18 protein-coding genes are annotated in these 22,793 nt (G+C 61.9%); 6 read left to right on the plus strand and 12 right to left on the minus strand.

The window, feature by feature from the left end:
* Positions 1-30 precede the first annotated feature (30 nt).
* A complete protein-coding gene (locus MKD49_RS21915) occupies positions 31-1,308 on the minus strand; it encodes an L-fuconate dehydratase (protein ID WP_252697359.1) in 1,278 nt (425 codons plus the stop codon).
* Between the two features lie 363 nt (positions 1,309-1,671).
* On the opposite strand from MKD49_RS21915, the gene MKD49_RS21920 reads away from it, so the two are divergent.
* Positions 1,672-2,523, plus strand: coding sequence for an IclR family transcriptional regulator (locus tag MKD49_RS21920; RefSeq protein WP_134137212.1), 852 nt, complete (start codon positions 1,672-1,674; stop codon positions 2,521-2,523).
* A 56-nt stretch (positions 2,524-2,579) separates the two neighbouring features.
* Here the strand turns inward: MKD49_RS21920 and MKD49_RS21925 are convergent, their stop codons facing one another.
* Together MKD49_RS21925 and MKD49_RS21930 are read right to left on the minus strand one after the other, a co-directional pair.
* Entirely contained in the window at positions 2,580-3,461 is an 882-nt protein-coding gene (locus MKD49_RS21925) for an SMP-30/gluconolactonase/LRE family protein (protein ID WP_252697360.1), read from the minus strand.
* Positions 3,462-3,642: 181 nt separating this feature from the next.
* A complete protein-coding gene (locus tag MKD49_RS21930; protein ID WP_209579640.1) occupies positions 3,643-4,782 on the minus strand; it encodes a porin in 1,140 nt (379 codons plus the stop codon).
* 322 nt (positions 4,783-5,104) lie between these two features.
* Here MKD49_RS21930 and MKD49_RS21935 point away from each other — a divergent pair, with 322 nt between their 5' ends.
* Positions 5,105-6,046, plus strand: a complete 942-nt coding sequence (locus MKD49_RS21935; protein ID WP_252697361.1) for a LysR family transcriptional regulator — start codon at positions 5,105-5,107, stop codon at positions 6,044-6,046.
* Positions 6,047-6,393: 347 nt separating this feature from the next.
* On the opposite strand, the gene MKD49_RS21940 is transcribed toward MKD49_RS21935, so the two are convergent.
* The 9 genes from MKD49_RS21940 to MKD49_RS21980 form a co-directional block, all read right to left on the minus strand.
* Positions 6,394-7,179 carry an SDR family NAD(P)-dependent oxidoreductase gene (locus MKD49_RS21940; protein WP_252697362.1) on the minus strand — a complete coding sequence of 262 codons (786 nt, stop codon included), beginning with the start codon at positions 7,177-7,179 and terminating at the stop codon, positions 6,394-6,396.
* Between the two features lie 66 nt (positions 7,180-7,245).
* Positions 7,246-9,003, minus strand: coding sequence for an IlvD/Edd family dehydratase (locus tag MKD49_RS21945; protein ID WP_039789103.1), 1,758 nt, complete (start codon positions 9,001-9,003; stop codon positions 7,246-7,248).
* 96 nt (positions 9,004-9,099) lie between these two features.
* Positions 9,100-10,311 carry a multiple monosaccharide ABC transporter permease gene (gene mmsB, locus MKD49_RS21950; RefSeq protein WP_039789105.1) on the minus strand — a complete coding sequence of 404 codons (1,212 nt, stop codon included), beginning with the start codon at positions 10,309-10,311 and terminating at the stop codon, positions 9,100-9,102.
* Positions 10,312-10,394: 83 nt separating this feature from the next.
* Complete coding sequence (gene mmsA, locus MKD49_RS21955) at positions 10,395-11,951, minus strand: multiple monosaccharide ABC transporter ATP-binding protein (protein ID WP_039789107.1); 1,557 nt, start codon at positions 11,949-11,951, stop codon at positions 10,395-10,397.
* Positions 11,952-12,179: 228 nt separating this feature from the next.
* Complete coding sequence (chvE, locus tag MKD49_RS21960) at positions 12,180-13,253, minus strand: multiple monosaccharide ABC transporter substrate-binding protein (protein WP_034336091.1); 1,074 nt, start codon at positions 13,251-13,253, stop codon at positions 12,180-12,182.
* 218 nt (positions 13,254-13,471) lie between these two features.
* Positions 13,472-14,494 (minus strand): galactofuranose ABC transporter, permease protein YjfF, encoded by a 1,023-nt coding sequence (gene yjfF, locus MKD49_RS21965; protein WP_121044381.1) that lies wholly within the window; start codon positions 14,492-14,494, stop codon positions 13,472-13,474.
* Positions 14,491-15,570 carry an ABC transporter permease gene (locus MKD49_RS21970; protein WP_252697363.1) on the minus strand — a complete coding sequence of 360 codons (1,080 nt, stop codon included), beginning with the start codon at positions 15,568-15,570 and terminating at the stop codon, positions 14,491-14,493. The genes yjfF and MKD49_RS21970 overlap by 4 nt, the downstream gene beginning before the upstream one ends.
* Positions 15,567-17,117, minus strand: coding sequence for a sugar ABC transporter ATP-binding protein (locus MKD49_RS21975; RefSeq protein ID WP_252697364.1), 1,551 nt, complete (start codon positions 17,115-17,117; stop codon positions 15,567-15,569). The genes MKD49_RS21970 and MKD49_RS21975 overlap by 4 nt, the downstream gene beginning before the upstream one ends.
* 126 nt (positions 17,118-17,243) lie before the next feature.
* Positions 17,244-18,215, minus strand: coding sequence for an ABC transporter substrate-binding protein (locus MKD49_RS21980; RefSeq protein ID WP_039789112.1), 972 nt, complete (start codon positions 18,213-18,215; stop codon positions 17,244-17,246).
* A 543-nt stretch (positions 18,216-18,758) separates the two neighbouring features.
* Between MKD49_RS21980 and MKD49_RS21985 the strand changes: the two genes are divergently transcribed.
* The 4 genes from MKD49_RS21985 to dgoD all read left to right on the plus strand — a co-directional run bounded on the left by MKD49_RS21985 (position 18,759) and on the right by dgoD (position 22,633).
* The gene (locus MKD49_RS21985; RefSeq protein WP_252697365.1) at positions 18,759-19,733 is read left to right on the plus strand and encodes an aldose 1-epimerase; all 975 of its coding nucleotides are present in this window, start codon (positions 18,759-18,761) and stop codon (positions 19,731-19,733) included.
* Between the two features lie 18 nt (positions 19,734-19,751).
* Entirely contained in the window at positions 19,752-20,711 is a 960-nt protein-coding gene (locus MKD49_RS21990; protein WP_252697366.1) for a 2-dehydro-3-deoxygalactonokinase, read from the plus strand.
* Positions 20,712-20,757: 46 nt separating this feature from the next.
* Positions 20,758-21,396, plus strand: a complete 639-nt coding sequence (locus MKD49_RS21995) for a 2-dehydro-3-deoxy-6-phosphogalactonate aldolase (RefSeq protein WP_039789118.1) — start codon at positions 20,758-20,760, stop codon at positions 21,394-21,396.
* A gap of 88 nt (positions 21,397-21,484) precedes the next feature.
* Entirely contained in the window at positions 21,485-22,633 is a 1,149-nt protein-coding gene (gene dgoD / locus MKD49_RS22000) for a galactonate dehydratase (RefSeq protein WP_034336070.1), read from the plus strand.
* Positions 22,634-22,793: the final 160 nt, after the last annotated feature.

Below are 22,793 nucleotides of genomic sequence, written 5' to 3' on the forward strand. Positions count from 1 at the left end.
TTCGTTCATCTTGTCGTGGTGGATGCAGTCTCAACCCCGGAAGCGGTACTGCTCCAGTGAAGCGGGCTTCATTTCGATCGAAAACCCCGGCAGGCTGGGCGGCATGTAGGCCGCGTTGCGGATCACGCAGGGATCGACGAAGTGCTCGTGCAGGTGGTCCACGTATTCGGTCACGCGCCCTTCCTTGCTGCCGGAGATGCACAGGTAGTCGATCATCGACAGGTGCTGCACATATTCGCACAGGCCCACGCCACCCGCATGCGGGCAGACTACCTTGCCATATTTCGCGGCCATCAGCATGACGGCCAGGATTTCATTGACGCCACCGAGACGGCAGGAATCGATCTGCACCACATCGATGGCATCGCGCATGATGAACTGCTTGAACAGCACGCGGTTCTGGCACATCTCGCCGGTGGCGACCTTGACCGCGCCGATGCCGGCGCGGATCTTGCGATGGCCCTCCACATCATCCGGGCTGGTCGGCTCCTCGATGAACCAGGGTTCCGCAAAGGCCAATTCATTGACCCAGTCGATGGCCTGATCCACTTCCCACACCTGGTTGGCATCGATCATCAGATTGCGGTCCGGGCCCAGCACTTCGCGGGCGATGCGCACGCGGCGCTTGTCGTCTTCCAGGTCGCGGCCGACCTTGAGCTTGACGTAATTGAAGCCCTGGTCGATGGCTTCCTGGCACAGGCGGCGCAGCTTGGCGTCGTCATAGCCCAGCCAGCCGGCCGAGGTGGTGTAGCAGGGATAGCCTTCCTGTTCCAGGATGCGCAGGCGTTCGGCCTTGCCGGCTTCCTTTTCGCGCAGCAGGGCCAGTGCTTCATCCGGGGTGATGCAATCGGTGATGTAGCGGAAATCGATGGTGCGCACCAGTTCCTCGGGCGACATGTCAGCCACCAGCTTCCACACCGGCTTGCCGGCCGCCTTGGCCCACAGGTCCCAGGCGGCATTGACCACTGCGCCGGTGGCCAGGTGGATCGCGCCCTTGTCCGGGCCGATCCAGCGCAGCTGGCTGTCAGAGGTGACGTGACGCCAGAAGCGGCCCATGTCGGCGGCGATCCAGTCCAGGTCCAGGCCCACCACCAAATGCTCCATGGCGCGGATGGCGGCACAGCAGATCTCGTTGCCGCGACCGATGGTGAAGGTCAGGCCGTGGCCCTTCAGTTGCTCATTGTCGGTATCGAGGATGACGTAGGCGGCGGAGTAATCCGGATCCGGATTCATTGCATCCGACCCATCCAGCGATTGCGAAGTGGGGAAGCGTACGTCCAGCACGCGCAGGGCAGTAATCTTGGTCATCGGTCTCTAGCGTGGATGCCGCTGCGGTGGCGTGCCGCAATCGGCGGGGCCATCCGTGGCGGACAGCCTGGGGTGATCGTCTCCGGGGCCAGGCCCCTCTTTTGTTTTCTCTCACAAGTGAAATATCATTTCATCTGTGAGTGCCAGAGCATAACCTTGATTATCCTCCCATTGCAGGGCCAGTCCGATGAAGTTTCCAACCTGACCGATATCGATTTTGGGATGACGGGGCGAGGCCAAGAGATCATGCATGAAAAATTATTTTACGAATAAAATGGATTTTTCATCAAAATCCCCTACAATCCGGCCCCAGAAAAGCCCCCTTTTGCGATCTACCGTCCCCTGCCGCACCCGGAAAACGCCATGCCCAGAACCCGCAAACTCAATCCCGCCGAGGCTCCCGCCGTGCAGACGGCCGCCGACCACGAAGAGGACAGCGCTGCCGGCAAGACGCGCTACGCCGCGCCGGCGCTGGACAAGGGACTGGATATCCTGGAGTTGCTGAGCCGCTCGGAACAGATGCTGACCCTGAACCAGATCTCGCGGCAACTGGGACGCAGCGTCAATGAAATCTTCCGCATGGTGGTCACGCTGGAACAGCGCGGTTATCTGGTGGCCGACAACGACCATTACCGGCTCTCGCTGAAACTGTTTGAGCTGGCCCATCATCATCAGCCGATCCGCTCGCTGGTGAGCACCGCCCTGCCCCACATGCGCGAGCTGGCCAATCGCTCCATGCAGTCCACCCACCTGACGGTCTACGAAGCGGGCCGCGTGATCGTGGTGGCGCAGGTCGACAGCCCCGAACGCTGGGCGTTTGGACTGAAGGTCGGGGCGCTGGTGAGCCTGACTGACACAGCATCCGGCCACGTGTTGCTGGCCTTCCGCGATGAAGCCGAACGCGCCAGCATGCTGGCCGCGCACGTGCGCATGGATGGCGAACAGGAAATCGGGACAGCGCAACTGATGCGCCAGATCGAGGACACGCGCAAACGCGGCCACTCGCGCATGGAAAGCCGGCAGATCCGCGGCGTGATCAACCTGTCCTATCCGGTGATGGGGGCCAACAACCGCATGCTGGCGGCCTTGAACGTGCCCTATATCGAACGCATCGACAAGAAGGTCAATCCCAGCCTGGACGAGGTGCAAGGCATCGTTCAGGAAATCTCGGCACGGCTGTCGCGGCTGATGGGGGATTCGAGTTTCGGGTCCTGAAGCGGACCCGATGAAAGGATGGCGTGGGGAGCGAAAGCCCCACGCCGCAGACGGCCTCAGCCGGCGAAACGCACTTCAGGCAAGCCGCGCACATCGAGATGCGGCGCGCTGAACAAGCCACCGGCCAGCTTGTCTTGCGCGCGCTGTTCGGCGCTCATGCCTTCGTGAGCCGTGGTCACGAACAAGGTATCGAAGGCCGCCCCGCCGAAAGCCACGCAGGACGGCTGCGCCGTCGGCACTTCGACGATGCGGTCAATGCTGCCATCGGGCGCGAAGCGCACCACGCGCGCACCACCCCACTGGGCATTCCACAGGTACCCCTCCGCATCGACGGTCGACCCATCGGGGCCGCCCGGCTGCTGCGCCAGATCGGCGAAGACGCGCTGATGGCTGACCGCGCCGCTGTCGGTGTCGTAATCACACACCATGATCTTTCCGGCCATGGAATCGCAGTGATACATCAGCTTGCCATCGAGGCTGAAGCAGATGCTGTTGGAAATGGCGATACCCGGCAGCGCCAGGCGCTCCAGACTGAGGTCGGCATTGAGACGATAGAAGCTGGCGATGGGGTCACGGCCTGCGTCCTCATTCAATGTTCCGAAGACGAAACGGCCCTGGCGATCGCAACGGCCATCGTTGAGCCGTGTGGTCGGCAGGTCATCTTCGATGCGGCAGATCGGGCTGATGCTGCCGGTGTCCAGGTCGAAGAAGGCCAGACGCGATGCGAGCCCGATCAGCAGGCGCCGGGCATCGGCCGTGAAGGCAAAGCAGCACAGGCGTTCCGGCATGCTCCAGCTGCGCGTGGCACCGCTGGCCGGATCATGGTTCCACAGGCGGGAGGCGTGGATGTCGGTCCAGAAGACCGTCTGCGAGCGCTCGCACCAGAGTACTCCTTCGCCCAGTTCATGATGTCCATCGACCAGCAATTGCGCATTCATCGGGGTTCCGCCTGCAAATCAAGAAAATGAAATAAACAAGATAAACAATATAAATTGTTTTGCACGACTGCGGCAGATACCGGAAACGTCTGCCACAAAGACAAAAAAGGGTGGGCTTGCGCCCACCCTCAACTACATCAAGACCACCTCAGGAAGGATTACATTACTGCTGTTCGTTGCATCAGAACGAGTGGGCGATACCGAAGTAACCGCCGGTCTGCTTCAGGCCCGACACGCCCAGGTTGCCGCCGTTTTCCAACTGGTGGCTGGCACCGGTGCCGTTGCGGACGGTACCGACGTCAACGTACAGCAGGGTACGCTTGGACAGGAAGTAGTTCACGCCAGCCATGTACATGTTGGCAGTGCCACCGCCGTTGCCCACGCCGGCCGCATTGACCGAAGCGTTGTTGGCGTTGACGTGGAACCATGCGCCGACCAGCTGGAATTGCGGGGTCACGTCATAGTTCGCGCCGATCCAGTAGTGGTTCGCACGATCCGGAGCACCGGCGACAGCGTCGCTGGCGCGCAGGTTTTCCCAGCCGGCGAACATCTTCAGCTTGTCGAACTTGTAGGTACCGCCGACGATCAGCTCCTTGGAGTGGCTCCAGATGTCGCTGTAGTTGCCGTTCGCATCGCGCACGGTGTCATAGATCACGCGCAGTTCCAGACCGTTCTTCTGGTAGGCCAGCGAGATGCCGTCCTTGCGGCCGTCGCTGGAACCAGCGTTGGGCACGCCACCGTTGAACGAACCCGGCTTTTCGCCCAGGCTGGTCTGCAGGCCGACGGTGAAACCGCCCATGTCAGGGCTGTTGTACTCGATGATGTTCGATGCACCCGGCCAGTTGCGGCCGTTGACCAGGCTGGCAGTACCGATGGCTTGTTGGCCGGTCGGATCCAGGTACCAGATGTCGTTGTTGATGAACAGGTTCTTGCCGACCTTGATGGAACCGGCGGAAGCCGAGGACAGGCCGACGTAGGAACGGCGGTTGAACAGTGCGGTACCGTTGCTGGTATCAGAACCGTTGAAGCTGCCCTTGGTCGAGTTGAAACCGGATTCCAGCAGGAAGAAGGCATTGGTACCGCCGCCCAGGTCTTCCGTGCCCTTGAAGCCGATCATGCTGGTGCCCCATTGGTTATTGGCAGCGCTCCAGCGAGTACCGGTGCCGTTGGCGCCAGCATTGGTCAGGAAGTCGACGCCGGCCACAACACGGCCGTAGATGGTGACACTGCTTTGCGCCTGCGCCTGTGCCGAGAACGCACCCATCAGCGCGAGCGCGCACAGGGTCTTTGCTCCAATAAAGGATGGCTTCACTTGCTTCATGAATAGTCTCCGTGGATATTGCCGTTTAAAATTTTTTTCGTCGGTGGGCTTGGCCGTGCAGCGTTGCACTTCAGACCCCTGGATCCTGACGGACTCCTGACAGTCTCCCAACTTGTTGTTTTTGATGCTGCCCGACCTTCTTCTCTTTCATCCCGCTGCTGTGCTGGTTGTCTCCTGTACAGCCCGGAATGTGGCTAGATACTAAGTATTCAGTTCATGTCTTTCCAATGAAATCTTTAGCAATTCCGATATGCGATTTGATATCATCAATTCCTAATAAAAAAACGATTGAAAAAATTTAGAAAACCGTCCCCGGAGACTTATGAAAAACAGTGACCCGAACTGGTTTCTGCGGGCGCGATTGAAGACCCGTCAGCTCCTGCTGCTGATCGCTCTCGACGACACCCGCAACATCCACCGCGCCGCCAGCGAGCTGAACATGACGCAGCCGGCTGCTTCCAAGCAACTCAAGGACCTCGAAGACATGCTGGGCGTGTCCCTGTTCGAGCGCCTGCCGCGCGGCATGCGGCCCACCATCTATGGCGAGGCCATGATCCGCCATGCGCGCATGGCCCTGACCAGCCTGTCCAAGGCGCACGAGGACATCGTGGCCCTGAAGTCCGGCCTGTCCGGCCAGGTCGATGTGGGCGTGATCCTCTCGCCCGGCATGGCCCTGTTGCCGCCGGCCATCGCGCGGGTCAAGGAACAAGCGCCGATGTTGCGCATCGGCGTTGAAGTGGAAAGCAGCAACATCCTGCTCTCGCGCCTGCTGCACGGCGAGCTGGACTTCATCATCGGCCGCATCCTGGATGAGGAAGCCCGTGGCGGCCTGCTCTATGAAGAGCTGGCCGACGAGCCGGTGTGCGCCGTGGCGCGGGTGGGACATCCCTTCCACACCCGCACCGACCTGACCCTGGCCGACCTCGCCGGCGAGGCCTGGATCATGGCCCCCAAGGGCAGCATCCTGCGCGCGCGCTGCGACCAGATGTTCCGCGAGCAAGGCCTGGCGCCGCCCTCCAACGTGGTCGACACCACCGCCATCCTGTTCATCACGAGCCTGCTGCAGCAGACCGATTTCATCTACGCCATGCCCACCGAAGTGGCGCGCTACTACACCCAGGCCCGCCTGATGGACATCCTGCCCATCGACCTGCCCTGCCGCATGGCCGGCTTCGGCATCATCACGCGCCAGGACAACCTGCTCTCGCCCGGGGCCAACCTGGTGCTGCAGTCCATCCGCGAAGTGGCGAAAATGATTTACTGATTCCCCCGCCTGCCCGGGCATGTGCCATGCCGGGGTCGGTTTCCTGCGCCGAGTTTTATTAAGAAATGTAAGGAAGCGTAAGCCTCTCTGAAAACGGCCGGAATCGCAGGAACAAAACTGAATTCACGCGACGCAAAACTTTAAAAAAACGCGGCAAAAAAACAACACTTCAGGCAGGTAAAAAACTAAGTTTTTTCAAGCTGTCATACAGCTTTTTTCTGAAACGGCCTCACTTCTCTTCCCGCTTCGACACTCTTTTGGCGTTTGCGCAAAATTTGCGCAAAAAAAAGAGTCGCCATTTGGCGACTCTTTCTGGTCCGCAGCGCAGAAGCGTTTCGTCAAACCGCTCACACCCATCCGGCGTCGACGATGAATTCCTGCGCGGTACACATCGCGCTGTCGTCCGCCGCCAGGAACAGCACCATGCGCGCCAGGTGCCAGGGCAGCAGGTCACCCTGCAGGCATTGATTGCGCGCGATCGCCTTCTTGCCTTCTTCATCCAGCCACAGCTTGATCTGGCGTTCGGTCATGACCCAGCCCGGTGTCACGGTATTGACGCGGATCTTGTGCGGACCGAGGTCGCGCGCCAGGCCACGGGTCAGGCCCAGGGTCGAGGCCTTGGCCGTGGTATAGACCGGGAAGCCGCCACCGGACTGGTGCCAGCTGATCGAGCTGAAGTTGATGATGGAACCGCCACCGCGGCGCTTCATGCCTTCCACCACCGACTGCACGGCGAAGAAGGACGGACGCTGGTTGATGGCGATGCGGTCGTTCCAGTATTCCAGCGTCACTTCTTCCAGCTTGTGGCGCTGGTCGTTGGCGGCATTGTTGACCAGCACGTCGAAGTCGCCCAGCTGTCCTTGCAGCTCGGCGATGGTCGCCTGGAAGGCGGGAATGTCGCGCAGGTCGCAATGACGGAACAGCGGCTTGGGGTGGCCGGCTGCCGCGATGTCATCGCACAGTGCTTCGCTGGCTTCGGTGGCGATATCGACGAAGGCCACATGCGCACCTTGTTGCGCGAACGCTTCGACGATGGCCGCACCGATGCCGGTGCCGCCGCCGGTGATGAAGACGCGCTTGCCCTTGAGGCTGGGGAAGTTCGCCAGTTGCACGTTCTGGGGAGTATTGCTCATGAGGTTTCCTTGCAGGCCGGTGCGCGCGCCAGGCGCGGCACCGGCATCATGATGACGGGAAGAAGATCAGTGCGAGTGCTTGGGCACGGCCGCGCCACGGCAACCGACCAGGAAGTCGAAGTCACAGCCTTCGTCAGCCTGCAGCACACGGTCCACATACAGGGACTGGTAACCACCGGCCATCTCCGGCTTGCGTTCGGCCAGCACCTTGGCGCGTTCGGCCAGGCGGCGCTGCATCTCTTCTTCGCTGATGTCCAGCTGCAGCTTGCCGGCGTAGGCGTCGAGTTCGATGAAGTCGCCATCCTGGACGATGCCCAGCGGACCGCCGGCAGCGGCTTCCGGTGCCACATGCAGGATCACGGTGCCGTAGGCGGTACCGCTCATGCGCGCATCCGAAATGCGGACCATGTCCTTCACACCGGTAGCCAGCACCTTGGGCGGCAAGCCCATGTTGCCCACTTCGGCCATGCCCGGATAGCCCTTGGGACCGACGTTCTTCATCACCAGCACGCAGCTGGCATCGACGTCCAGATCAGGATCGTTGATGCGTTCCTTGTAGTGCGCGAAGTCCTCGAAGACCACGGCGCGGCCGCGATGCTTCATCAGTTCAGGCGTGGCCGCCGACGGCTTCAGTACCGCGCCGCGCGGTGCCAGGTTGCCGCGCAGGATGCAGATGCCACCATCCTCGATCAGCGGCTTGGCCAGCGGGCGCACCACTTCATCGTTGTAGATCGGCGCATCCTTGACGTTGTCCCACATGGTCTGGCCGTTGACGGTCAGCGCATCCTTGTGCGGCAGCAGGTCGGCTTCGCCCATGCGACGCAGCACGGCAGGCAGGCCGCCGGCGTAGTAGAACTCTTCCATCAGGTAGCGGCCCGAGGGCTGCAGGTCGACGATGGTCGGGGTGCCACGGCCGATGCGGGTCCAGTCTTCCAGTTCCAGGTCCACGCCGATGCGGCCGGCGATGGCCTTCAGGTGGATCACGGCATTGGTGGAACCACCGATGGCGGCGTTGGTGCGGATCGCATTCTCGAAGGCCTTGCGGGTCAGGATCTTGGACAGGGTCAGGCCTTCCCAGACCATGTCGACGATACGCATGCCGGACAAGTGCGCGAGAACATAACGGCGCGCATCAACGGCCGGAATCGCCGCATTGTGCGGCAGCGACACGCCCAGCGACTCGGCCATGCAGGCCATGGTGGAGGCAGTGCCCATGGTGTTGCAGGTACCGGCCGAACGCGACATGCCGGCCTCAGCCGCCATGAAGTCGTGGATGGTGATTTCACCGGCCTTGACCTGTTCCGACAATTGCCACACCACGGTACCGGAACCGATGTCGCGGCCCTGGTGCTTGCCGTTGAGCATCGGACCGCCGGTCACGACGATGGCCGGCACGTCGCAGCTGGCCGCGCCCATCAGCAGGGCCGGGGTGGTCTTGTCGCAGCCGGTCAGCAGCACCACGCCGTCGATCGGATTGCCGCGGATCGATTCTTCCACGTCCATGCTGGCCAGGTTGCGGGTCAGCATGGCGGTCGGGCGCAGGTTGGATTCACCGTTGGAGAAGACCGGGAATTCCACCGGGAAGCCGCCGGCTTCGATGATGCCGCGACGCACGTGTTCGGCGATCTTGCGGAAGTGGGCGTTGCAGGGCGTCAGTTCCGACCAGGTGTTGCAGATGCCGATGACCGGCTTGCCCTGGAACTCGTGGTCGGGGATGCCCTGGTTCTTCATCCAGCTGCGGTACATGAAACCGTTCTTGTCGGCGGTACCGAACCAGCCGGCCGAGCGCAGGGTGCGGCTCTTGTCTTTTTTGTCGCTACTCATTGTTGAATTCCCGAATGACAGAAAACGAAGGATCTCGAAAAACGCTTGCACCCGAATGCAAAAGGCGGGCGCCAGGCCCGCCTTGCTTGATCCGGATTACTTGTTCTTGTTGTAGACGTCGAAGCAGACGGCCATCAGCAGCACCAGGCCCTTGATCATCTGCTGGTAGTCGATGCCGATGCCCATGATGGACATGCCGTTGTTCATCACGCCCATGATGAAGGCGCCGATGACCGCACCCATGACCTTGCCCACGCCGCCGGAAGCCGATGCGCCGCCGATGAAGCAGGCTGCGATCACGTCCAGCTCGAAGCCCAGGCCCGCCTTGGGGGTGGCGGTGTTCAGGCGCGCTGCGAAGATCAGGCCGGCCAGCGCCGCCAGCACGCCCATGTTGACGAAGGTGAAGAAGGACACGCGCTCGGTCTTGATGCCCGACAGCTTGGCCGCCTTCTCATTGCCGCCCACGGCGTAGACGCGGCGGCCCAGGGTGGTACGGCTGGTGATGAAGGTGTAGAGCACCATCAGCGCGAACATGATGATCAGCACGTTGGGCATGCCGCGATAGGTCGACAGCAGGTAGCTGAAGGCGATGATGGCGATGGCGAAGACGCCGTTCTTGAGCAGGAAGAACATGGCCGGTTCATCTTCCATGCCGTGCTTGGTCTGCTTGCGGCGGCCATGCAGCTTCACCAGGATCAGCACCACGGCGGCAATGATGCCGACGATCAGCGAGGTGGTGCGGAAGGTGGTGTTGTCGGTCAGCTCAGGAATGAAGCCCGAGGACAGCATCTGGAAGGTCTGCGGGAAGGGGCCCAAGGACTGGCCTTGCAGCAGCGCCAGCGCCATGCCCTTGAAGACCAGCATGCCGGCCAGGGTGACGATGAAGGACGGGATCTTGAAGTAGGCGATCCAGTAGCCCTGCGCTGCGCCGATCAGGGCGCCGGCGATCAGGCAGACGATGGAGGCCGGCACGAAGCCCCAGCCGTAATCCACCATCAGCACGGCGGCCAGCGCGCCGATCAGGCCCACCACCGAGCCCACCGACAGGTCGATGTGGCCGGCCACGATCACCATCAGCATGCCCAGCGCCATGATGACGATGTAGCTGTTCTGCAGGACCAGGTTGGTCAGGTTCAGCGGACGCATCAGCGTGCCGTCGGTCATGATCTGGAAGAAGGCCATGATGGCCACCAGCGACATCAGCATGCCGTATTCGCGCATGTTGTTCTTCAGGAAGCTGCCGTAGTCCTTCTTTTCGACGGCGCCGCTGGCGACGGCCGGTTTCTTGCTCATGTCAATGCTCTCCATTGTCTTGCTCCTCGGGTGCTCTCTGGTCTTGATGGACTTTATGGGTGATGCTGCCGGTTTGGCTCCGGCTTGATAATGGGTGTTCAGGCGGCTTGCGACAGGCCCGGATCATCAATGCGCTTGTTGCGCATGATGGCGCGCATGATGCTTTCCTGCGTGGCCTCGGCCTTGGGCAGGTGGCCCACGAACTGGCCTTCGTTCATCACGTAGATGCGGTCGCACATGCCCAGCAGTTCCGGCATTTCCGAGGAGATCATGATGATGCACTTGCCCTCGGCCGCCAGCTTGCTGATGATGTTGTAGATCTCGAACTTGGCACCGACGTCGATGCCGCGCGTGGGTTCATCCAGGATCAGCACTTCCGGCTGGGAGAACAGCCACTTCGACAGCACCACCTTCTGCTGATTGCCGCCGGAGAGGTTGACCACCTTCTGCAGCACGCTGGAACAGCGGATGCGCATCTGCTGCTTGAAATCAGCCGCGATCTTGTACTCGCGCGCTTCGTCGATGACGGTGCGTTCGGAAACGCCGCCCAGGTTGGCCAGCGAGATGTTCTTCTTGATGTCTTCTTCCAGCACCAGGCCATCGCCCTTGCGGTCTTCGGTGACGTAGGCGATGCCCTTGTCGATGGCCTTCTCGATGGTGGACAGGTCCACTTCCTTGCCGTGCAGGAAGGCCTGGCCGGTGATCTTCTTGCCGTAGGCACGGCCGAAGATGCTCTTGGCCAACTCGGTACGGCCCGCACCCATCAGCCCGGCGATGCCGACGATCTCGCCAGCGCGCACGGTCATGTTAACGTCCTTGATGGCCAGGCGATCCGAGTGCAGCGGATGGTGCACACGCCAGTCGCGCACTTCAAAAATCACGTCGCCGATCTTGGGATCGCGCTGCGGATAGCGGTCGGCCATTTCGCGGCCCACCATGTGCTGGATGATGCGGTCTTCGCTGATCGGTTCAGCGCGGCAGTCGAAGGTATCGACCGTGGTGCCGTCGCGCAGCACGGTGATCGAATCGGCCACCTTGGAAATTTCGTTGAGCTTGTGCGAGATCAGGATCGAGGCGATGCCCTGGCGCTTCAGTTCCAGCAACAGTTCCAGCAGCGCATCGGAGTCGCTTTCATTGAGGCTGGCGGTCGGCTCGTCCAGGATCAGCAGCTTGACTTCCTTGGAGAGCGCCTTGGCGATCTCGATCAACTGCTGCTTGCCCACGCCGAGGTCACCAACCTTGGTCAGCGGGGATTCCTTCAGACCGACCTTGGCAAGCAGTTCCTTGGCGCGCACGTAGGATTGTTCCCAGTCGATCACGCCGCCACGGGCTTGCTCGTTGCCGAGGAACAGGTTTTCCATCACCGACAGCAGCGGCACCAGCGCCAGCTCCTGGTGGATGATGATGATGCCCAGGTGTTCGCTGTCGCGGATATCCTTGAAGGCACGCACCTCACCCTTGTAGACGATGTCGCCGGAATAGCTGCCGTGCGGGTAGACGCCCGAGAGCACCTTCATCAGCGTGGATTTGCCGGCGCCGTTTTCGCCGACGATCGCATGGATCTCGCCTTCGCGCACGGCCAGGTTGACGTTGTTCAACGCCTTCACACCCGGGAAGCTTTTCTCGATGCCGCGCATTTCCAGAATGTTGCTCATGATGCTGACCTCTCATTTGCCGGGCTTGCGTGGATCACGTAGCCGGACTTGTTTGTCTCTTGCGCGTTGCAGTGGGGCAAGCGCGACTTCCTGAAAGAATTAGTCCCGCACAGAGCGGGACCATGCTGTTCTTCTTACGGTGATTCTTGTTCTTGTTGGGTCTTGCGGTACTGCCGCAGGCGGCGACGACATCGAGGATGCCGGCCGCCCGCGTGTTACATCAAAGGATTACTTCAGTTGTGCTTCGGTGTAGTAACCGCTGCCCACCAGGATTTCCTTCCAGTTCGACTTGTCGACCACGACCGGCTTCAACAGGTAGGAAGGCACCACCTTCACGCCGTTGTTGTAGGTCTTGGTGTCGTTGATCTGGGGCTGCTTGCCACCCAGGACGGCGTCAACCATACCGACGGTAACCTTGGCCAGTTCGCGGGTGTCCTTGAAGATGGTGGAGTACTGTTCGCCACGGATGATGGACTTGACCGAAGGCACTTCCGCATCCTGACCCGAGACATACGGGAACGGCTGTTGCGGGGTGCCGTAGCCGACGCCGCGCAGCGAGGACAGGATACCGATGGACAGGCCGTCATACGGGGACAGCACGGCGTTGACCTTGGCGTTGGTGTAGAAGGCCGACAGCAGGTTGTCCATACGGGCTTGGGCGGTAGCCGGATCCCAGCGCAGGGTCGCAACCTTGTCCATGCCCATCTGCTTGGAACGCACCACCAGCTTGCCGCTGTCGATGTAGGGCTTCAGGACCGACATGGCACCGTTGTAGAAGAAGAAGGCGTTGTTGTCGTCCGAGGAACCGCCGAACAGTTCGATGTTGAACGGACCCTTGCCTTCCTTCAGGCCCAGGGCCTTTTCCAGCGATTGTGCCTGCAGCACGCCGACCTGGAAGTTGTCGAAGGTGGCGTAGTAGTCGACGTTCTTGGAACCACGGATCAGGCGGTCATAGGCGATGACCTTGACGCCCTTGTCGGCAGCCTTCTGCAGCACGTCGGTCAGGGTGGTGCCGTCGATGGCGGCGATCACCAGCACCTTGGCGCCCTTGGTCAGCATGTTCTCGATCTGGGACAGCTGGTTGGGGATGTCATCTTCCGCGTATTGCAGGTCGGTCTGGTAGCCCTTTTCCTTCAGGACCTTGACCATGTTGTTGCCGTCAGCGATCCAGCGTGCCGAAGACTTGGTGGGCATGGCCACACCGACCAGCTGCTTGCTCTGTGCGCTCACTTGGGCGCTGATGGACATCAGGGTGACGCCCAGGCCGAGGGCAATACCGCTCAATACGGATTTGATTTTCATGCTTCGAGTCTCCAGTCTCATTGTTGGAATGGCGTGTTGTAGTTATCTAAAACAGCGCCGTGATTTCTGATGAATGTCATGCAGAGCAACTGTTTTGCGGGCTCTACATTAATTGCTTTACCAATACATTTCTAATGATTTTTTGAGCGTAATGGATATGTTTTTCGGTATAACTCCCTCTATGTAAAGTTATCTTAATTAAGCTTAAAAAATCCCGCCTAAGCCACGGCTGGCGCGGCTTTCGCCGATCCGGCCGATTTGCCGCGCAGGGCTCCCAGGGAAATGACACGCTGCGCGACGCAAAAGACGAACAGCAGCGCGCCAATGAAGATCTTGGTCCACCAGGAACTGAGGCTGCCATCGAAGGCAATGAGGGTCTGGATCACGCCAAGGATGAGCACGCCGGTCAGTGTTCCCGCCACGTAACCATAGCCGCCGGTGAGGAGCGTGCCGCCGATGACCACTGCCGCAATCGCGTCCAGCTCCACACCCTGCGCATGCAATCCGTACCCCGACAGCATGTAGAAGGAGAACAGCACACCCGCCACCGATGCACAGAATCCGCTGAAGGCATACACCAGAACCTTGGTGCGTCCGACCGGCAAGCCCATCAACAGCGCCGAGCTCTCGCTGCCGCCGATGGCGTAGACGGCGCGTCCGAAGCGGGTGCCATGCGCCATCCAGATCGCCACGGCCAGCACGATCAGTGCGATGACCACGCTGGGCGAGATGAACAGACCGCCGAACTCCAGCCGCGACTGCGACAGTTCCACGAACAGCGGCTCATCGATGGTGATGGAATTGATGCTGATGAGGTAGCACAGTCCGCGCGCCAGGAACATCCCTGCCAGCGTGACGATGAAGGCCTGCAGTTTGAAGTAATGGATCATCGCGCCCATCGCCGCACCGAAGCCCGCGCCCATCAGCAGGACGGTCGCGATCACCAGCAGCGGCGGCCAGTGCCAGTTCTGCAGCAGGAAAGCCGCCACCATGGTGGTCAGCGCCAGCACCGACCCGACCGAGAGGTCAATGCCGCCGGAAAGGATGACGAAGGTCATGCCGATGGCCACCACCAGCAGGAAGGCATTGTCGATCAGCAGGTTCAGCATCACCTGCGGCGACAGGAAGCCATCGTAGCCAAACGCCCCGATGACCAGCATCAGCACCAGCAGCGCTACCGTGACCATGGAGGTGAACCACGGCGCGTGCGAAGCGCGCCGCAAGGAAGAAGCAAGCATCATGATTTGGACATCCTCAACATGCGGCGGAATTCCGGCGACTGCGACAGGCAGACCAGGAACACCACGATGGACTTGACCACCATATTGACTTCCGGCGGCACCCCCAGCGAATAGATCGTATAAGTCAGCGTCTGGATGATGAGCGCGCCGATGACGCTGCCCACCAGGCTGAACTTGCCCCCGGCCAGCGAGGTGCCGCCCAGCGTCACGGCCAGGATCGCATCCAGTTCCAGCAGCAGGCCGGCGTTGTTGGCGTCGGCACTCTTGATGTTGGAGGCGATCATCAACCCCGCCAACCCGGCGCAGGCACTGCAGAACATGTAGACGAAGAAGATCAGCGCGGCAGTACGGATGCCGGCCAGGCGCGAGGCCACCGGATTGATGCCGACCGACTGGATGAACAGGCCCAGCGCGGTCTTCTTCATCAGCAATGCCAGCAGCAGGAACATGGCCCCGGCGATGTAGAGCGAGAACGGCAAGCCGAACAGGTAGCCACCGCCCAGGAAGAAGAAGGGCTTGTAATACACCGTCACGATCTGGCCATCGGTGAGCAGCTGCGCCAGCCCGCGTCCGCCCACCATCAGGATCAGCGTGGCGATGATGGGCTGCAGCCCGAGACCGGCCACCAGCAAGCCGTTCCAGGCACCGCACAGCAGTGCCGCACCCATCGCCGCGCACAGGGCCCACACCATCGGCACGTTGCTGACGTATTCGGAGACACCATTGACTACCACCATCTTGCCGCCGATGAGAACGGCCGCAACGGCACCGGAGATGGCCACCACCGCGCCCACCGAAATGTCCACCCCGCGCGTGGCGATCACCAGCGTCATGCCGAGCGCTGCCAGCATCAGCGGTGCGGCACGGTTGATGATGTCGATCAGTGCGCCATACAGGTGGCCATCCTTGATCTCCAGCTTGAAGAAGCCCGGCACCAGCAGGAAATCGATCAGCAGCAGCAAGGCCAGCGCCGCCAGCGGACGCACCAGCGGGTGACGCAGCAGTGCTGCAAAGGCCGGCGCGCTGCCGCCGGCGGCGCTGTCGGGAATCAGTTTGGAATCCATGGATGCACTCATGCGGCCTCTCCCGCGATCACCTGCAAGACCGATTGCTCATCGAGCTCGCCGCGACGGTACTCGCCGCAGGCACGGCGGTCACGCAGCACCAGCATGCGGTCGCTGCAGCGCAGGACCTCGGGAATCTCCGAGGAAATGAAAAGAATGGACATGCCCTTGCGGCACATGGCGATGACGAAATCCATGATCTCCTGCTTGGCCCGCACATCGATGCCGCGCGTGGGTTCATCCAGAATCAGCATGCCCGGATCGGTGGCCAGCCAGCGTGCCAGCAAGGCCTTCTGCTGGTTGCCGCCGGAGAGCAGGCCGATGGGCGTCTCCAGGTCGGCCGTCTTGATGCCTAGCCACTTGACGTAATCGGCGGCGATCTGGTTCTGGCGCTTGCGCGGGAGCACGCGGAACAGCCCTTGGCGCGCCTGCAGCGCGAGGATGATGTTTTCGCGCACGGAGAGTTCGAGGATCGCACCTTCCTTCTTGCGATCCTCCGAACAGAAACCGATGCCCGCCGCAATCGCATCACGCGGATTGTCGAGCTTCACGCTGCGACCTTCGATGCGCAATTGCCCGCAATCGGCGCGGTCGGCACCGAACAGCAGGCGCGCCATCTCGGTCCGTCCGGAACCGAGCAGACCGCACAGGCCGAAGACTTCACCGCGCCGCAATTCCAGGTCCTGCGGGGACAGCACGCCACGCCGGCCGAAACCATCCGCCTGCAGGAAGACCTCGCCCTTGCCGGCTTCATCGGCCGACAGCCCAGCAGCCAGTGCCTCGGCGCCCGCTTCCACCTTGCGATGATCGACCGCCGTCACGCCGACCATCTTGTTGACCAGATCCAGGCGCGACAAATCGCCGACCAGATATTCGCCTTCGCGCACGCCATTGCGCAGCACGGTAATGCGATCCGAGATGTCGTAGGTCTGGTCCAGGAAGTGGGTCACGAAAAGAATCGCCATGCCCTGCTCGCGCAGGCGGCGCAGCACCTTGAAGAGTTGCTGGACCTCGGCTTCGTCCAGGCTGGAGGTCGGCTCATCGAGAATGAGCACCTTGGCCGAGACCGAGAGCGCACGCGAGATCGCCACCATCTGCTGGATCGCCAGCGGATAGGACGACAGCAGCGCGCCGACATCGATGTCGATCTGCAGCTGCTGCAGCAATTGCTTCGACTGTGCATGCACGCTCTTCCAGTCGATGCGGCCGAAACGGCGGGGATAGCTGCCGACGAAGATGTTCTCGGCCACGGAAAGATTGGGACACAGGTTGACTTCCTGGTAGACCGTGCTGATGCCCAGCGACTGCGCCTCCAGCGTAGAGGCCGGCGCAATGGCGCGGCCATCCAGTTCGATCTTGCCTGCATCGGGTTCATGCACGCCGGTCAAGACCTTGATCAGCGTGGACTTGCCTGCGCCATTCTGTCCCATCAGGGTATGCACTTCCCCCGGGAACAGCCGCAGGCCGACATCGGTGAGCGCCTTCACGCCCGCGAATGCCTTGTGGATACCGCTCAATTCCAGCATGGGACGCGCCTGCGTCCCGTCAGACATCGTCATCGCAACTCCATCAGAAGCATCGGAATCCTGATGGGCGCGCGTCGTCTTGCGCACTCCCATCAGGCCACACCAGCACCGCGCGCGCCCTGGGCAATCCAGTGCGCGCGCGCTGCCCTCATGCAGGCATCAATACTTGCGGTTCGGGAATTCCTTGGCCGCCACTTCCGCCGGGAAGATGCCTTCCTCGGTGGTGATGCGCTTGGGGACTTCCTTGCCGGCCTTGATGTCCTTGGCGATCTGCATCAGTTGCGGGCCCAGCAGCGGGCTGCATTCGACGGTGACATTGAGCTTGCCGGCCATCATGGCTTCGAAGGCGCCCTTGACGCCATCGATGGAGATGATGGTGATGTCCTTGCCCGGCTTCAGCCCGGCTTCTTCGATGGCCTGGATGGCGCCGATGGCCATGTCGTCATTGTGGGCGTAGAGCACGTTGATCTTCTTGCCCTCGGCCTTGAGGAAGGCTTCCATCACTTCCTTGCCCTTGGCGCGGGTGAAGTCGCCGGTCTGCGAGCGGATGATCTTCAGGCGCGGTTCGCTCTTGATGACTTCCTCGAAACCGGCCTTGCGGTCGATGGCCGGTGCCGAACCGACGGTGCCTTGCAGTTCGACGATGTTGATGTCGCCAGCGGGCATGGACTTGGCCTTGTCCAGCAACCAGCGGCCGGCGCGGCGGCCTTCTTCCACGAAGTCCGAACCGATGAAGGTGACGTACAGCGACTTGTCAGAAACGTTGACGGCGCGGTCGGTCAGGATGACCGGAATCTTGGCTGCCTTGGCTTCACGCAGCACGGTTTCCCAGCCCGACTCCACCACCGGCGAGAAGGCGATCACGTCGACTTTTTGTGCGATGAAGGAGCGGATTGCCTTGACCTGGTTTTCCTGCTTCTGCTGGGCGTCGGCGAATTTAAGGTTGACGCCGGCCTGCTTGGCGGCATCCTTGATCGATACGGTATTGGCGGTGCGCCATTCGCTTTCGGCACCCACCTGGGAGAAGCCCATGGTCAGTGGTTTGTCGGCGGCAAAGGCGGGGAAGCTCACGGCGCTACCCAGGCTCATGCAAATGGCTGCGCCCAGAAGCGCTCTTCTCTTCGAATTCATTGTCAGTCTCCGTTGACAGGGAATTGTGGACTTCCCTTTGTTCTATGCGTGGGGTGCGCTGCGCCGAAATGCGTTTGACTTGTAGGTATGGATTGGAAGCGGCGCGGTGCGGTTGGAATCGCGGACAGCCCTGATCGTCCTTGATTCGCGCTCCATATTAGGCAAGCGACCAATTCGCATCCAATGAATTTTTAATGTTTTTCGATATCGTTTCGCACATCGTTGGGGCAGCGCGCCCCGCCTGTGCATCGAGCTGGCGCATGCCGGCCACGCATGCTGCCTCACTGCCTGCCTCACTGCGGACGACGCGCATTTTTGATATCGTTTGCGATGATTTTTTCATTATTCCCTATCGGAGTGCGGTGATAGGATCAGCCAGATTTTTTTTGAAGCGCACTGCATGAAGACCGGGCGCGAACCCACGTGAGCCAACTCCTTCTTCCTGCCGACGACTTCAGACAGCCCCAAGGGGGACGACGCGACGGACAACGCGTTCCCGTGCCCACGATGCACGCAGCACTCCATAACAAGATACGAGACACCATGCCATCCCGAGCAAGCGATGCCCAACGTGCAGGCTCCCAGGGGCTGCCGGAAATCCATACCCTGCAGTCAGGGCGCCAGCGTCTGCACGTGCTGCCGACGCTGGGCGGCGCACTGGCCGGCTGGGAATGGCAGCGTGACCGCAAGTGGCTGCCGCTGCTGCGCCCCTGGAGTGCCGACCCGGAAAAGCTGTACGCGACCGCGTGCTTCCCGCTGCTGCCCTGGTCCAACCGCATCACCGGCGGCGGCTTCGATTTCAACGGCAAGCATTATCCGCTGAGCCCCAATCGTGCCGGCGAGCCCTACCCCATCCACGGCGACAGCTGGCGCCAGGCCTGGACCATCGTGTCCCAGGCCGACGACCGCATGGCGCTGGAACTGGATTCGCATCGCTGCGACGGCAACCCCTATGTCTATCGTGCGCGGCAGGTACTGACCCTGCGCGAGAACGCGCTGGAAATCGAACTGCGCGTGACCAATACGGGCGAAGAGACCTTGCCCTACGGCCTGGGCCTGCATCCGTATTTCCTGCATGACGCGCAAACCCGTCTGCAATTCCGTTCGCGCGGAGTGTGGCTCTCCGGGCCGGACCGCATCCCCACCGGTTTCTCGCGGGAACTGCCGAGCGGCTGGGACTACAACCGCGCCGCCTCGCTGCAAGGCGGCCTGATCGACAACTGCTTCGAAGGCTGGGACGGTCTGGCCATGATCGAGGATCCGGCACGCGGCCTGCGCCTGCAGATGCACACCACGGATCGCAGCGGCTATGTGCTGATGTTCCGCCCCAATGGCCTGCCGTATTTCTGCCTGGAACCGGTCACGCATCCCATCGATGCCTTCCACCAGCCGAACCAGCCGGGCCTGATCGCGCTGGCCCCGGGAGAAGACATGGTGCTGCTGACCCGCTTCACGGTCTGCGAGATCGCCCAGGAGCCAGTCCGTGCCACCACCCAACAGACAAGCCTGGCGCGCTGACGCCGGCAAAGAATGACGATGAACCAAGCACTGAATCAAGACTGCGCCCTGATTGCCCTCGACTGGGGGACCTCCTCGCTGCGCTGCTATCGTTTCGATCGCAGCGGCCAGGTGGTGGAGCGCCGCGCCCATCCCTGGGGCATCATGAACCTGCCGGCCGTGGGCCACGGCGAAGATGCCCACGCCCCCTACCGTGCCGCGCTGGAAGCCGCCTGCGGCGACTGGCTCAAGGCCGCGCCCGGCGCCCCGCTGATCGCTGCCGGCATGGTCGGCAGCAAGCAGGGCTGGCGTGAAGCCGCCTATCTGAACGTGCCGCTGGCCCCCGCGCTGATCGGCAGCCAGCTGACCGAAGTCGATACTGGTCTCGGCCGTCCGCTGTGGATCGTGCCCGGCCTGCTGGAAGCGGGTGCCCTGCCCAATGTGATGCGCGGCGAAGAGACCCAGGTCATCGGTGCCCTGCAGACCCGTACCGAGCGCGAGCTGCTGATCGGCCTGCCCGGCACCCATTCGAAGTGGGTGCGCGTGGTCGAGGGCCGCATCGAACATTTCGATACCTTCATGACCGGCGAAGTCTATGGCGCGCTGTGCGGCCACACCATCCTGGGCCGCACCATGCAAAAACCGGAGGTGGCCGATGACGAAGCCTTCCTGCGCGGTGCCGGCGTGGCCAGGACCGCACAAGGCAAGAGCGGCGTGCTCGCCAACATCTTCAGCAGCCGCACCCTGGGCCTGACCGGTGAACTGGCGGCCGAGGCGCAACCCGACTATCTCTCGGGCCTGTTGATCGGCCACGAGATCGCCGCCCTGAAGAATCTGTATCCGACCACGCCGGCCATCGTCCTGATCGGCGACCCCGGCCTGTGCCGCCGCTACCAGCTGGCGCTGGACCTGTATGGACTGGGCCCGGCCGCCGAGGCCGGTGCCGCCACCGAAGCGGGCCTGTGGATCCTGGCGCAGCACGCCGGCCTGCTGGCCTGATCGCCCCCTTTACTGCACCACCTACGACGCACCCGGACAAAAGACCATGAGCACCCATTCCCAACGATTCCACGACGCCCTGCGCAGCACCGGCATGATTGCCATCCTGCGCGGCGTGCGCAACGAGGAAGCCGAAGCCATCGGCGCGGCCCTCTACGAGAGCGGTTTCCGCATCATCGAAGTCCCGCTGAATTCACCCGAACCGCTGGCCAGCATCAGCATCCTGCGCAAGAGCCTGCCGGCGGACTGCATCGTCGGTGCCGGTACGGTCCTGAAGCCCGCGCTGGTGCAAGACGTCAAGAATGCCGGCGGCGAGCTGATCGTCATGCCGCACAGCGATGGCGCCGTGATTCGTGCCGCGCGCGATGCCGGCCTCTACAGCGCACCGGGCGTGGCAACCGTGACCGAAGCCTTTGCGGCGCTGGACAACGGCGCTGACGTACTCAAGATGTTCCCGGCCGAACAGCTGGGTCCGCAGGTGGTCAAGGCCTGGCGTGCCGTGATCGCCCGCGACATCGCGCTGCTGCCGGTCGGTGGCATCACGCCCGAGGGCATGGCGGTGTTCCGTGCGGCCGGTGCCTCCGGCTTCGGCCTGGGATCGGCGCTCTACACGCCGGGCCTGTCCGCCGACGCAGTGCGCCAGCGTGCAGAGGCCTTCGTGGCGGCCTGGAAGGCGCTGGGCTGATTTCCCGCACCCCAGATTCATCGTTGTCACCGATCGCACAGCGATCATTCATCTACAGAACAGATTAAACGCATAACCGGACCGAACAATGAAAATCACCAAGATCTCCACCTTCATCGTGCCCCCGCGCTGGTGCTTCCTCAAGATCGAGACTGACGAAGGCATCGTCGGCTGGGGCGAGCCCATCGTGGAAGGCCGCGCCCACACTGTCGCGGCGGCCGTGGACGAGCTGGCCGACTACCTGGTCGGCAAGGACCCGCGCAACATCGAAGACCACTGGACCGTGCTCTATCGCGGCGGCTTCTATCGCGGCGGTGCCATCCACATGAGCGCCCTGGCCGGTATCGACCAGGCCCTGTGGGACATCAAGGGCAAGGCCTTGGGCGTACCGGTGCACCAGCTGCTCGGTGGCGCGGTGCGCAACTCGATTCGCGTCTATTCCTGGATCGGCGGTGACCGTCCGGCCGATACTGCAGCGGCGGCCAAGAACGCCGTGGCCCGTGGCTTTACTGCCGTGAAGATGAACGGCACCGAAGAACTGCAATTCATCGACAGCCACGACAAGATCGAACTGACCCTGGCCAACGTGCAAGCGGTGCGTGAAGCCGTGGGCCCGAACGTGGGCATCGGCGTGGACTTCCACGGCCGCGTGCACAAGCCCATGGCCAAGGTCCTGATCAAGGAACTGGAGCCGTACAAGCTGATGTTCATTGAAGAGCCGGTGCTGTCGGAAAATTCGGAAGCCCTGAAGGAAATCGCGCACCTGACCTCGACCCCGATCGCCCTGGGCGAGCGCCTGTATTCGCGCTGGGATTTCAAGCGCATCCTCTCCGAGGGCTATGTGGACATCATCCAGCCGGACGTCTCGCACGCCGGCGGCATCACCGAGACCCGCAAGATCGCCATGATGGCCGAAGCCTACGACGTGGCGCTGGCGCTGCACTGCCCGCTGGGCCCGATCGCGCTGGCCTCCTGCCTGCAGGTCGATGCCGGCAGCTACAACGCCTTCATCCAGGAGCAGAGCCTGGGCATTCACTACAACGAAAGCAATGACCTGCTGGACTACATCCGCGACAAGAACGTGTTCGCGTATGAAGACGGCTACGTCAAGATCCCGCAAGGCCCTGGTCTGGGCATCGAGATCAATGAAGAGTATGTCCGTCAGCGTGCCGAAGTCGGCCACCGCTGGCGCAACCCGATCTGGCGCCACAAGGATGGCAGCTTTGCCGAATGGTAAAGCGATAAGCCGAAACTTCCTCCTCGGTAGTCCCTCAACCCGGTCCGGCGCAAGCTGGCCGGGTTTTTTTTGCGTTTGGCGGGATGCCAAACAATAATCCTGCCCTGACATAAGCAGCAGCTATTTCACTAAACTAATCTATTTCAACAAATGCTGAAAT

The sequence above is a fragment of the Herbaspirillum sp. WGmk3 genome (assembly GCF_023952535.1).
GTDB lineage: Bacteria > Pseudomonadota > Gammaproteobacteria > Burkholderiales > Burkholderiaceae_D > Herbaspirillum > Herbaspirillum huttiense.

Bases quoted from the DNA above. Each gene is read 5' to 3' on its own strand.
- MKD49_RS21915 (WP_252697359.1), bottom strand. From the start codon at position 1,308: ATGACCAAGATTACTGCCCTGCGCGTGCTGGACGTACGCTTCCCCACT.
- MKD49_RS21920 (WP_134137212.1), top strand. From the start codon at position 1,672: ATGCCCAGAACCCGCAAACTCAATCCCGCCGAGGCTCCCGCCGTGCAG.
- MKD49_RS21925 (WP_252697360.1), bottom strand. From the start codon at position 3,461: ATGAATGCGCAATTGCTGGTCGATGGACATCATGAACTGGGCGAAGGA.
- MKD49_RS21930 (WP_209579640.1), bottom strand. From the start codon at position 4,782: ATGAAGCAAGTGAAGCCATCCTTTATTGGAGCAAAGACCCTGTGCGCG.
- MKD49_RS21935 (WP_252697361.1), top strand. From the start codon at position 5,105: ATGAAAAACAGTGACCCGAACTGGTTTCTGCGGGCGCGATTGAAGACC.
- MKD49_RS21940 (WP_252697362.1), bottom strand. From the start codon at position 7,179: ATGAGCAATACTCCCCAGAACGTGCAACTGGCGAACTTCCCCAGCCTC.
- MKD49_RS21945 (WP_039789103.1), bottom strand. From the start codon at position 9,003: ATGAGTAGCGACAAAAAAGACAAGAGCCGCACCCTGCGCTCGGCCGGC.
- mmsB (WP_039789105.1), bottom strand. From the start codon at position 10,311: ATGGAGAGCATTGACATGAGCAAGAAACCGGCCGTCGCCAGCGGCGCC.
- mmsA (WP_039789107.1), bottom strand. From the start codon at position 11,951: ATGAGCAACATTCTGGAAATGCGCGGCATCGAGAAAAGCTTCCCGGGT.
- chvE (WP_034336091.1), bottom strand. From the start codon at position 13,253: ATGAAAATCAAATCCGTATTGAGCGGTATTGCCCTCGGCCTGGGCGTC.
- yjfF (WP_121044381.1), bottom strand. From the start codon at position 14,494: ATGATGCTTGCTTCTTCCTTGCGGCGCGCTTCGCACGCGCCGTGGTTC.
- MKD49_RS21970 (WP_252697363.1), bottom strand. From the start codon at position 15,570: ATGAGTGCATCCATGGATTCCAAACTGATTCCCGACAGCGCCGCCGGC.
- MKD49_RS21975 (WP_252697364.1), bottom strand. From the start codon at position 17,117: ATGACGATGTCTGACGGGACGCAGGCGCGTCCCATGCTGGAATTGAGC.
- MKD49_RS21980 (WP_039789112.1), bottom strand. From the start codon at position 18,215: ATGAATTCGAAGAGAAGAGCGCTTCTGGGCGCAGCCATTTGCATGAGC.
- MKD49_RS21985 (WP_252697365.1), top strand. From the start codon at position 18,759: ATGCCATCCCGAGCAAGCGATGCCCAACGTGCAGGCTCCCAGGGGCTG.
- MKD49_RS21990 (WP_252697366.1), top strand. From the start codon at position 19,752: ATGAACCAAGCACTGAATCAAGACTGCGCCCTGATTGCCCTCGACTGG.
- MKD49_RS21995 (WP_039789118.1), top strand. From the start codon at position 20,758: ATGAGCACCCATTCCCAACGATTCCACGACGCCCTGCGCAGCACCGGC.
- dgoD (WP_034336070.1), top strand. From the start codon at position 21,485: ATGAAAATCACCAAGATCTCCACCTTCATCGTGCCCCCGCGCTGGTGC.